The sequence below is a fragment of the Lutibacter sp. genome, assembly GCF_033723435.1.
Taxonomy (GTDB): Bacteria; Bacteroidota; Bacteroidia; order Flavobacteriales; family Flavobacteriaceae; genus Lutibacter.
Genome location: NZ_JAWVXC010000005.1, coordinates 19431 through 31191, shown reverse-complemented (window position 1 = coordinate 31191; position 11761 = coordinate 19431). Strand labels below are relative to the sequence as shown.

Annotated in this window: 10 protein-coding genes; 9 read left to right on the top strand and 1 reads right to left on the bottom strand. The window is 27.0% G+C overall.

All coding sequences use genetic code 11. The features are described 5' to 3' along the window. The first annotated feature begins 123 nt into the window (after positions 1-123). Positions 124-669, top strand: coding sequence for an acyl-CoA thioesterase (locus R3342_RS08735; RefSeq protein WP_318939648.1), 546 nt, complete (start codon positions 124-126; stop codon positions 667-669). A gap of 28 nt (positions 670-697) precedes the next feature. Here the strand turns inward: R3342_RS08735 and gltX are convergent, their stop codons facing one another. Next, a complete protein-coding gene (gene gltX / locus R3342_RS08730; protein ID WP_318939647.1) occupies positions 698-2227 on the bottom strand; it encodes a glutamate--tRNA ligase in 1530 nt (509 codons plus the stop codon). A 499-nt stretch (positions 2228-2726) separates the two neighbouring features. On the opposite strand from gltX, the gene R3342_RS08725 reads away from it, so the two are divergent. From R3342_RS08725 to R3342_RS08690, 8 genes are read left to right on the top strand one after another with little or no spacing between them, the layout of a single operon-like run. After that, positions 2727-3128: a hypothetical protein gene (locus R3342_RS08725; RefSeq protein WP_318939646.1), complete on the top strand. Its 402-nt coding sequence runs from the start codon at positions 2727-2729 to the stop codon at positions 3126-3128. 8 nt (positions 3129-3136) lie between these two features. Continuing rightward, positions 3137-3769 (top strand): hypothetical protein, encoded by a 633-nt coding sequence (locus tag R3342_RS08720; protein ID WP_318939645.1) that lies wholly within the window; start codon positions 3137-3139, stop codon positions 3767-3769. Between the two features lie 2 nt (positions 3770-3771). Then, positions 3772-4554 carry a sensor histidine kinase gene (locus R3342_RS08715; protein ID WP_318939644.1) on the top strand — a complete coding sequence of 261 codons (783 nt, stop codon included), beginning with the start codon at positions 3772-3774 and terminating at the stop codon, positions 4552-4554. 2 nt (positions 4555-4556) lie between these two features. Then, a complete protein-coding gene (locus R3342_RS08710; RefSeq protein WP_318939643.1) occupies positions 4557-5198 on the top strand; it encodes a response regulator transcription factor in 642 nt (213 codons plus the stop codon). A 47-nt stretch (positions 5199-5245) separates the two neighbouring features. Beyond that, the gene (locus tag R3342_RS08705; RefSeq protein ID WP_318939642.1) at positions 5246-8512 is read left to right on the top strand and encodes a DUF4175 family protein; all 3267 of its coding nucleotides are present in this window, start codon (positions 5246-5248) and stop codon (positions 8510-8512) included. A gap of 4 nt (positions 8513-8516) precedes the next feature. Next, on the top strand, positions 8517-8927 hold the full coding sequence (ybeY, locus tag R3342_RS08700; RefSeq protein WP_318939641.1) for an rRNA maturation RNase YbeY: 411 nt from the start codon (positions 8517-8519) through the stop codon (positions 8925-8927). Positions 8928-8958: 31 nt separating this feature from the next. After that, positions 8959-10830, top strand: a complete 1872-nt coding sequence (gene mnmG / locus R3342_RS08695; RefSeq protein WP_318939640.1) for a tRNA uridine-5-carboxymethylaminomethyl(34) synthesis enzyme MnmG — start codon at positions 8959-8961, stop codon at positions 10828-10830. A gap of 44 nt (positions 10831-10874) precedes the next feature. After that, positions 10875-11723, top strand: a complete 849-nt coding sequence (locus R3342_RS08690; RefSeq protein ID WP_318939639.1) for a class I SAM-dependent methyltransferase — start codon at positions 10875-10877, stop codon at positions 11721-11723. Positions 11724-11761 lie beyond the last annotated feature (38 nt).

The following is an 11761-nucleotide window of genomic DNA, read 5'->3' as shown; positions in this document are numbered from 1 at the left end:
ACGATGATTTTGTTAGTAATCAACGGATTGTAATTATAGGTAGTTAAGTTTATTACTTTGTTACATAAATGTAGTTAAAAACAGTATATTTACTCTTTTAGAATAAAAAATATAATTGATTAGATGAATAAAATTTTTAAAAATCCACGTGATTCTGAAGTTATTTTAACGGAATTAATGTTACCTTCTCATTCAAATTTTAGCGGTAAAATTCATGGAGGATTTATTTTGTCGTTAATGGATAAAGCAGCATTTTCTTCGGCTTCAAAATTTTCGGGTCACTACTGTGTAACAGCATCCGTAAATAGAGTTGATTTTTTAAATGCGATTGAAGTAGGAGAGTTGGTTACCTTGAGAGCTAAAGTAAACTACGTAGGACATTCATCCATGGTTGTTGGTATTAGAGTAGAATCTCAAAATATTAGAACAGGTATTATAAAGCATTGCAATTCATCGTATTTTTCAATGGTTGCTAAAGATGATGAAGGAAATGGAGTACAAGTTCCTGGTTTAATAATTTCAAATTTTGATGATTTGAGACGTTTTTTACGTTCTATTAAACATATTAAAATGAGGAATGAACGCAAATTAGAGTTTAGCAGAAATACATTTGAACCAGAAAAATATAAAGATACTTTAAAAGATTTTAACGTAAAATTACAGCTATAAAAAAAGAGCAATTTGCTCTTTTTTTGTTTTATAAAGTGTTTATAGCTTTTTTAATTCTTGCTATAGTTTCTGGTTTACCTATCATTTCGGCAATATCAAATAAATGAGGTCCTTTTAATGCGCCAACTAAACTTAATCTAAATGGTTGCATTACTTTACCAAAACCAATTTCTTTAGATGTTATCCATTCTTTAATATTGTTTTCAATAGTTTCAGAATTAAAGTCAGAAATTTCTTCTATAACATTTATTAATTCTTTCATTAAATCTGGAGTAGATTCTTTCCATTGTTTTTTTACTGCTTTTGCGTCATATTCAATTGGTGCAACAAAAAAGAAATCGCTTAAACTCCAAAAATCTTGTACAAAAGTTGCGCGTTCTTTAATTAAAGAAACTACTTTTTCAATATAATTTGTATTAGAATTAATTCCTTTTTCAATTAAAATAGGTTCAAATAAAGTAGCTAATTCTTTATTAGTTTTTTTCTGAAGATAATTTTGATTAAACCATTTTGTTTTATCAGGATTAAATTTTGCACCACTTTTACTCACACGATCTAAACTAAAAGCTTCACATAATTCGTTTAAGCTAAAAATTTCTTGTTCAGTTCCAGGATTCCATCCTAATAAAGCTAACATATTTATAAAGGCATCGGCAAAATAACCATCTTCTCTATAACCTCTTGAAACTTCGTTAGTTTCCGTATTTGTATATGCTAAAGGAAAAACTGGAAAACCTAGTTTATCTCCATCACGCTTGCTTAACTTTCCTTTTCCAACAGGTTTTAAAATTAATGGTAGATGCGCAAATTCAGGAGCTTCCCAATCAAAAGCTTTATATAAAGCAATATGAAGTGGAAGGGAGGGCAACCATTCTTCACCTCGAATTACATGGCTTATTTCCATTAAATGATCATCAACAATATTTGCTAAATGATATGTTGGCATTCCATCACTTTTAAATAAAATTTTATCATCTAAAAGTTCTGTTTTAAAGGAAACATGACCACGAATTAAATCAGAAGTTGAGATTAAATTATGTTCACCTTCATTTATAGTGTCAAGCATTTTAAAACGAATTACATATTTATCTCCATTTGCAATACGTTTTTCAACTTCTTCTTTAGACAAAGAAATTGAATTAGTAAGTTTTGCTCTGTTATGCCAGTTATAAATAAAAGTTTTACCTTTTTCTTCATGATCTTTACGGTGAAAATCTAATTCTTCAGCGGTATCAAATGCGTAATATGCTTTTCCTTTGTTTACTAATTCAGTAGCATACTTTTGATAAATATCTTTACGTTCAGATTGACGATATGGTCCAAACTTTTCATTTTTATTTGGTCCTTCATCAAATGGTATATTACACCAATTTAAAGCATCAATAATATATTTTTCAGCATTTTCTACATAACGAGTTTGGTCTGTATCTTCAATACGTAAAATAAAAGTGCCGTTATTTTTTTTGGCGAATAAATAATTATAAAGTGCAGTTCTAACACCTCCAATATGTAAAGGTCCTGTTGGACTAGGAGCAAATCGTACTCTTACATTTTTCATTTAAAATATGTTTTGAATTGCAAAGATAATTTATCAAGATAAATAACGGAGTTTTATTACAAAAAAAAGGTTGCCAGAAAGCAACCTTAAAATCAGCCCAACGAACGATTTTAGTTATCCTTTGCTAATCTCAAAGGATTTTCTAAGTGAGGAATCTTCTTCATAATGACAGTATATCACACATGATTTGATATTATATTTTTATTTAAGTTTATTTCAGAATTTGAACTTGAAATAATTTTATTTAGCATATAAAAATTTAAGCATACTGCAATTATTATTATTAGGCCAATTATATGCACTTTGTATTTTACTAAAAACGACTTTAAATGCATAACTTTATATACTTTATAATTATACAACAAATCTACTTTTACTTTTTGAGTTTTGCTTTCCTAATAATCCCTATTTTTTTAGGGGGAATACCCCCTTTTTTTTATTTATACTAATTCGGATAAATGATTAACTTTATCCTTTGTTAATTATTTAAAATATATTCATGAAAAAAATTACACCTCAACAAGCAAAAGATCTTAATCAAAATTATGTAAATACTCGTGCCAAGGCTGTTGATATAGCAATTGGTAAAAAAGATTCTATTTCTAGCTGGTTTTCTTTAGATGATTTAAAAGCTTATATTTCTTATGTAGAAAGTGAAGGAAAAGCAAAAGGAATTACCGTAGATGGTTTACGTGTTTATTTTGGAGCTTATTCTAAAAATGATAAAAACCCTACTAAAAATAATTATTCCACAGTTTTTTTTGTACCAACCCAATCTAAAAAAAGTGATTCATTAGAAGATGGAGAATTAGGAGTAGTTCAAAGTTCAGATATTGTTACCATTGACCCAATGAATGAAGGAACAACAGGAAATCCACCTTCAGCTACATATCCTCAATAGTTTAAAAAATGCCAATTTATACCTATCCACTAATTTATGGAATAAGCATTTTAGTTGGAGTATTAAACTATAAAAAGCTTTCACAAAATAAATACCTGAAATATTTTATTTATTTTTTAATTTATACCTTTTTCTCTGAAATTGTAGGCGCATACTTAGGAAGATATTTAGTTGTGCCTAATAATATTATTTACAATACATGGCCTATTGTTAATTTTCTATTTTTTTCTTTCTTCTTTTTAAGTAGAATAGCAAGTAAAAAGAAACGATTGTTTATTAAAATACTGGTATTTATTTTTATTACTGTTACTTTAATTAATGTAATATTTTTTGGTCATTATGTAAAGCATTTACTTTTAAATAACGCTATTTTCTCTAAGTTTTTAGTAGTAATTTTAACCATAACATATTTTATGGAATTACTTGAAAGTGATGAAGTATTAAGCATTAAAAATTCGTTGTTTTTTTGGATAGCTTTAGGAGAGTTTTTATATAATTTGGGATTTTTACCCGCTTTTGCATTATTTAAGTTTATTACAGTTTTTGGAATGTTTCAGTACATAACTTTTATTTTAAATATTATCATGCATTCGTGTTATATTACTGGGTTTATTATTAGTAAAGGGGAAAATAATAGTTAGTTATGGAGCCAACAGAAATTCAACTTTTAGTATTTGTATCTACTATTATTGTATTATTTTTAGCAGTAGTATTAATGTTTTTCTTCTTTTATTTTCAACAAAAAAAATCGTCTTATTTAATTAAACAAAGAGAAATTCAACAACGCTTTGAAGAAGAAATTACAAAATCTAAAATGGAAATTCAGGAACAAGCATTACAAAATATTAGCTGGGAAATTCATGATAATGTAGGTCAGTTATTATCTGTTGCAAAAATGCAATTAAACATTGCACAAATAAATTTACCAGAAAAAGAAAAAAATCAAATTAATGAAACAGGAGAAATTATTGGAAAAAGTTTGCAGGAATTAAGAGGATTAGCAAAATCTTTAAATCCAGAAACGATTAAAAATAAAGGTTTAATTGAAGCTATTTCTATGGAAATTAGTCGCTTTAATCGTTTAAATTTTATAAATGCTGAATTAATAATATCTAACGATCCATTTAATTTAAGTAATGAAAAAGAAATTATATTATTTAGAATATTACAGGAGTTTTGTAATAATACGTTGAAATATTCAAAAGCTGAAAAGCTAAAAATTGAATTAATATTTGGAACAAATCAATTAGAAATTTATGCAGAAGATAATGGTATTGGTTTTGATGTAAACGATAAATCTAAACAAAATGGTATTGGTTTAACAAACATTAAAAGCAGAGCTAATTTAATTGGAGCAAAAATTGATTTAAAATCTTCAGAAAATAATGGAACTAAGTTATATATTAGTTGTCCGAAAGAAAAATAACCATGAACCCTATTGATATAATTATTGTTGACGATCACTTACTTTTTTCACAAGCGCTTAATGGTTTAGTTTCAAATTTTAAGGAATTTAATGTATTAACCGTTTTAATTAACGGGAAAGAGTTGGTAAATTATTTATCTCAAAAAAATCAAAAACCTCAAATTGTTTTAATGGATATTCAAATGCCAGTAATGAATGGTATTGAAACCACAAAATGGTTAAAAGATAATCATCCAGAAATTAAAGTTTTAGCTTTATCCATGGAGTGTGATGAACCAACAATTTTAGCAATGTTACGCGCAGGAGCAAAAGGATATTTATTAAAAGATATTCATCCAGATATTTTACAACATGCTTTAAATGAAGTTCATTCAAAAGGGTTTTATTACACTGAAATTGTAACTAATAGTTTATTAAACACTATTGATAATCCTAACGCTAAAGAAACGTTTCTTAAAGAAAGAGAATTAGAATTTTTAAAATTAGCTTGTACCGAGAATACATATAAACAAATTGCGGATATTATGTGTTTAAGTCCTAAAACCATTGAAAATTACAGAGAAGCTTTGTTTGATAAACTTAATGTAAAAACTAGAATTGGTCTTGTGTTATACGCAATTAAAGAAAAAATAGTAATACTGTAATGTATTTTCCTTATTTTTAGCCGTTATAAGGGTGAAAAAGTACGGAATTGAATGATTATAACCACATAAAAGAAAAACTTCAAAAGTTTATTAAAAAGTTCTATATAAATGAACTTATTAAAGGACTGTTATTGTTCTTTTCTATTGGATTATTATATTTTATATTCACCTTATTTCTCGAATATTTTTTATGGCTAAAACCAGTTTATAGAACCATATTATTTTGGCTCTTTATTTTGGTTGAATTAGGGTTATTAATCAACTATATTCTAATTCCTATTTTTAAAATATATGGTTTTAAAAGTGGAATTTCAGAAGAACAAGCCTCAAAAATAATAGGAGATTACTTTCCTGATGTTAGTGATAAATTGCTTAATATGTTGCAATTAAGTAATTTAAATCAACATTCTGAACTTATTGAAGCTAGTATTGAACAGCGCTCTAAAGAATTACAATTAATTCCATTTAAAAGAGCAATTAATTTTTCAACAAATAAAAAATACCTGAAATATGCACTTTTACCAATAATAATTATTGGCCTAGTTTATTTTACAGGAAATACTTCTTCCTTTAATAAAAGCTTTAAAAGAGTTGTGCATTATAAAACAGCATATAAACAACCTGCACCTTTTCAATTTCAGATATTAAACAAATCGTTAGCGGTTGTAGAAGGAAGTCCGTTAAAGATTGATTTAAAAATTATTGGAAATTCTATTCCTAATGAAGTTACCATTTCTTTTTTAAATCAAAATTATTATCTAATTAATAAAGGATTTGGAAGGTTTGAATATACTTTTTCAAAAATTAATAATCCTATAAATTTTTATTTTGAAGCTAATGGATTTACCTCTAAAACATATAAAATAAATAGTTTAGATAAGCCGAGTATAATTGATATGAAAATGGTGGTAAGCTATCCAAGTTATACCAATAAAAAAAATGAAGTAATTTCTAATACAGGTAATGCTATTGTTCCTGAAGGAACTAAAATTTCTTGGCAAATAAACACTCAAAAAACAGATACAGTTAGCTTTTTTGAAAACGATAAAAAATTCAGTTTTAACCAAAATTCAACAGATTATTTTAGTTTTAATAAGCAAATTATGTCCGATTTATCTTATAAAATTGCTGTTTCAAACCAGCAATTAACTAATTATGAATCCTTAAATTATGCTATTCAAGTTATAAAGGATGAGTTTCCAAAAATTTCTGTGGAATCGGATATAGATTCTATTAGCAGAGGACCTGTCCAATTTGCTGGTCAAGTAAGTGATGATTATAGTGTTACAAAGCTACATTTGGTTTATTATACTTCAGATAAACCTAATCTTCTTCATAAAACATCCATAAATGTTTCCAAAAGCGGTATTTCAGATTTTTATTATGTATTTCCAACAAATGAAAATTTAGTAGTGGGTAAAAATTATAATATATATTTTGAAGTGTTTGATAATGATGCAGTTAATGGAAGTAAAAAAACAAAAAGTAAACTTTTTTCTTATTATGTAAAAACCGAAAACGAAGTAAATAAAGAAGTTATTGAAGAACAAAAAAATAATATTCAAAGTTTATCCAATACTTTAGAAAATAATAAGAAAACAGCTAACGAAATGGGTAAACTAAAACAAGAAATTGAAAATAAACCTAATATAAATTGGGAAGACACTAAATTATTACAACAATTTTTGAATAGGCAAAACAATTATTTAAATCAATTTTTAAAACAAACTAATGCCATTGATAAAAATTTAAAAGAGGAAATAACCACAAAAAGTAATAAGGAGAAAAAAGAAGATTTACAAAAAAGAATTGAAGAAGCTAAACAATTAATAAAACAAGAAAAAACACTTAATGAATTAAATAAATGGACTAAAAAATTACAAAAAGAAGATTTATTGAAAAAGTTAGAGACGTTAGCTCAAAAAAGTAAACGGAATAAACAAAGCTTAGAGCGTTTATTAGAATTAACAAAACGGTTTTATGTAGAGCAAAAAGCAAATCAAATTAGCGAAAAATTAAAGCAATTATCTGAGGAACAAAATAAACTTTCTTCTGAAAAATTAAATGATAGTAGTGTAATAAAGCAACAAAAAATTGGAAAAGATTTTAATAAAATAGTGGAGGATTTAAAAGATTTACACCAACAAAATAATCAATTAAATCGTCCAATGCGGCTTACTGAGTATAAAGAAAAAGCTTCTGAAATTAATAAAAACACTAAAAATGCTGAAAATCAATTAAAGAATAAAGACTCTAAGGCTACCAAAACCCAAAAGTCAGCTGCAAAAAAAATGAAGGAATTATCTGATAAAATGCAAACTTCCATGGATGCAATGGAAACGGAGCAAATTGATGAAAATATTGATGACCTTCGAAAAATTGTAGACAATTTATTGGAGTTTTCATTTATGCAAGAAAACTTGTACAAAGCATCTTCAGTTATTGATAATAAACATCCTGATTATCCAAAAAATTTAAAAAAACAGCAAACATTAAAAGAATATTTTGAACATATTGATGATAGCTTATATGTGCTTTCTTTACGAATGGTAAAAATGTCAAGTACTATTCAAAAAGAAGTTTCCAACACGCATTTTTATTTAAATCAATCGTTAAGTGATTTTTCTGATAACCTTTTTGATTCTGGAATTTCCGATCAACGTTTTGTTATTACTTCTGTTAATAATTTGGCAAATTTATTAAGTGATTTGTTAGAAGGTTTAATGAATGCTTCACCAAGTTTTCGTAAAGGAAAATCTGGTTCTCCTGAATTTAGTTTGCCAGACATTATTAAAAAGCAGGGAGATTTAATTAAAAAATTGGATGGCAATAAAGATGGAAAGAAGAAAGGCGAAAATGGAACTAAATCCAAAAATGGTAAAAACGGACAACAAAATGAACTGGGGAATTCCGAGCTCTATGAGATATATAAACAACAGGCTTTTTTAAGGGAAATGTTGTCACAATTGATAAATAATAATAAATCTAAATCTGGCAATGGAAATAATGCTTCTAAAAAAATGGAAGAGCTAGAGCAAGAGATGCTACGTAATGGAGTTACCAAAAATGCAATTCAAAAAATGAAAGATATTAAACAAGAATTATTAAAATTTGAAAATGCATTAAAGGAGCAGGGTGAAGATTCAAAAAGAAATTCTAAGACAGGTAATCAAAATTTGTTACAACGAAATGTTAAAAATTTAAATTTTAAAAAGGAGTATTTTAATAATAATGAAATTTTAAATAGACAATCCTTACCTTTGCGCACAATTTATAAGAAAAAAGTAAACGAATACTTTAAAACACATAATTAAACCGATGATTATTTTTAATTACGAAACCGATTTTAAATTAGTAAATGAAGATAAAATACGTAATTGGATTTCATTATGTATTGCAGATTATGGTTTTAAAGAAGGTGAAATAAATTACATATTTTGTGATGATGAATATTTATTAAAATTAAATAAAGAGTTTTTACAGCACGACACTTTAACCGATATAATTAGTTTTGATTATACTGTTGGTAAAGAAATAGGAGGAGATATTTTTATTTCTGTTGAACGTGTTGAAGAAAACGCTAAAATGTATTCACAAAATACTGATAATGAGCTCAATAGAGTTATTATTCATGGAATTTTACATTATTTTGGTTTTAAAGATAAAACACTAAATGATGCTAATAACATGAGAGATCAAGAAGCTATTTGTTTGCAAAAATTAATCTAAATTGTTCCACGTGGAACTTTATTTTTAAAATATGTTTAGTACAGTATATGATGTAATTGTTGTTGGTGGTGGACACGCAGGTGCTGAAGCAGCAGCAGCAAGTGCTAATTTAGGCGCTAAAACGCTTTTAATTACAATGAATCTTCAAAATATTGCTCAAATGAGTTGTAATCCTGCAATGGGAGGAATTGCAAAAGGGCAAATAGTTCGTGAAATTGATGCTTTGGGTGGTTATAGTGCAATTGTAACGGATAAAACGGCTATTCAATTTAAAATGCTTAATAAATCTAAAGGACCTGCAATGTGGAGTCCTCGTGCTCAAAGTGATAGAATGCGTTTTTCTGAAACCTGGAGAAATATGTTAGAACAAACTGATAATTTGGATTTTTATCAAGAAATGGTAACCGGATTGTTGTTTGAGGATGATATAATTATTGGTGTTAAAACTGCTTTAGGAATAGAAATAAAATCTAAAACGGTTATTATAACTGCTGGTACTTTTTTAAATGGATTAATTCATATTGGTAATAAAACTTTTGGTGGCGGTAGAGCAGGTGAAAGTGCTGCAACTGGAATTACAGAAGATCTAGTTAAAAAAGGTTTTGAATCTGGCAGAATGAAAACAGGAACTCCTCCTCGTGTAGATTCTCGTTCATTAGATTTTTCTAAAATGATTGAGCAGCCTGGTGATGTAAACCCTGAAAAATTTTCTTATTTAAAAACAACTACAGCTTTAAAAGAACAGCGTTCTTGTTATATGAGTTATACATCTTTAGATGTTCATAATTTATTAAGAGAAGGGTTTGATAGATCACCTATGTTTAATGGTAGAATCAAAAGTGTTGGCCCAAGATATTGTCCTTCTATTGAAGATAAGATTGATAGATTTGCTTCGAAAGAAAGACATCAAATTTTTGTAGAGCCAGAAGGTTGGAATACAATAGAAATTTATGTTAATGGTTTCTCTACTTCTTTACCAGAAGATGTTCAAGATAAAGCTTTAAGAAAAGTTGCGGGATTTGAAAATGTTAAGTTTTTAAGATATGGTTATGCTATAGAATACGATTATTTTCCTCCTACACAATTAACTAAAACTTTAGAAACTAAGTTAATTACTAATCTTTATTTCGCTGGTCAAATTAATGGAACTACTGGTTATGAAGAAGCAGCAGCTCAAGGTTTAATTGCTGGAATTAATGCAGCTTTAAAAGTTCAAAATAAAGCTCCATTTGTGTTGAAAAGAAATGAAGCTTATATAGGTGTTTTAATTGATGATTTAATTATTAAAGGAACGGAAGAGCCTTATAGAATGTTTACATCTAGAGCAGAATATAGAACTTTGTTGAGGCAAGATAATGCGGATTTACGTTTAACTCCAATGGCTTATAAATTAGGATTGGCATCTAAAGAGCGTATGGATAGGGTTGTTGAAAAACAAGAAAAAACAGATTTATTTGTAAAGTTTTTAAAAGAAACAAGTGTTAAGCCTGAAGAGATAAATCCAATTTTAGAAGCTAATAATTCTGCCAGGATTAGTCAATCTATGAAGTTGTTTAAAATTGCTGCACGACCACAATTAAATTTTAACGATATTCAAAAAATTAATAGTGTTGCTTCATTTATAACTGAAAATAATTTGGATAATGAAGTAATTGAGCAAACGGAAATTCATGTTAAATATGCTGGGTATATTGAAAAAGAAAAGAATCAAGCAGACAAATTAAATCGATTAGAAAATGTGCCTATTCCAGCTAATTTTAATTATGAAAAAGTGAAATCACTTTCTATTGAAGCAAGACAAAAATTAACTAAAATTCAACCGGAAACTATTTCACAAGCGAGTAGAATTAGTGGAGTTTCACCGAGTGATGTTTCTGTTTTATTAGTTTATATGGGGAGATAAAATTAAAAGTGTTCCACGTGAAACATTCTACTAAATTTATTTAATTGAAAACAAACAAAAACAAATATTTATCTTGTAAAGATTACTTAGTAACTAATCAACAATTCGATTTACTTTATAATGAAGAGTTGGATATGTTAGAAACTTACCCTGTACCTAGTTTAGACAAATTACCTTCTTATTATAAAAGTGAAGATTATATTTCTCACACCGATTCTTCAAAAACTTTATTTGATAAAGTATATCAATTTGTAAAAAGAATAAATATAAACAACAAATTAAAATTAATAAACTCGCTAGAAAAAGAAGAAAATAAAATTTTAGATATTGGATGTGGAACAGGTGATTTTTTAAACGCTTGTAAAAAAAATAACTATAAAGTTTTTGGTGTAGAGCCAAATGAAAAAGCAAATAGTATTGCGAGTGAAAAAATAGGAGAGGATGTTTTTAAAAACTTAGACGATATTATTGAAACGCAATTTGATGTAATCACTTTGTGGCATGTATTAGAGCATGTTCCAAATTTGCAAGAATATATATCTAAAATTAAAAATTTGCTAAAGCCAAATGGAATTTTAATTATTGCAGTTCCAAATTTTAATAGTTTTGATGCAAATTATTTTAAACAATTTTGGGCAGCTTTTGATGTTCCCAGACATTTATGGCATTTTTCTAAAAAAGCAATAACTTCCATTTTTTTAAAACATCAAATTAATTTAGTAAAAATTATTCCAATGAAATTTGATGCTTATTATGTTTCTATTTTAAGTGATAAAAATAAAAACAAAAAAAGCAATTTTATAAAGGCAATTTGTATTGGATGGTGGTCTAATTTTAAAGCTAAACGATCCAAAGAGTATTCTTCTTTAATATATGTATTAAAAAACAGCTAAAAACAATTCTAAAGCTTTTTAAACTTGTTTTATGGTTA

Excerpts from the sequence above, each read along its gene's own strand:
- gltX (WP_318939647.1), bottom strand. The coding sequence starts at position 2,227 with ATGAAAAATGTAAGAGTACGATTTGCTCCTAGTCCAACAGGACCTTTA.
- R3342_RS08720 (WP_318939645.1), top strand. The coding sequence starts at position 3,137 with ATGCCAATTTATACCTATCCACTAATTTATGGAATAAGCATTTTAGTT.
- R3342_RS08725 (WP_318939646.1), top strand. The coding sequence starts at position 2,727 with ATGAAAAAAATTACACCTCAACAAGCAAAAGATCTTAATCAAAATTAT.
- R3342_RS08715 (WP_318939644.1), top strand. The coding sequence starts at position 3,772 with ATGGAGCCAACAGAAATTCAACTTTTAGTATTTGTATCTACTATTATT.
- mnmG (WP_318939640.1), top strand. The coding sequence starts at position 8,959 with ATGTTTAGTACAGTATATGATGTAATTGTTGTTGGTGGTGGACACGCA.
- ybeY (WP_318939641.1), top strand. The coding sequence starts at position 8,517 with ATGATTATTTTTAATTACGAAACCGATTTTAAATTAGTAAATGAAGAT.
- R3342_RS08735 (WP_318939648.1), top strand. The coding sequence starts at position 124 with ATGAATAAAATTTTTAAAAATCCACGTGATTCTGAAGTTATTTTAACG.
- R3342_RS08710 (WP_318939643.1), top strand. The coding sequence starts at position 4,557 with ATGAACCCTATTGATATAATTATTGTTGACGATCACTTACTTTTTTCA.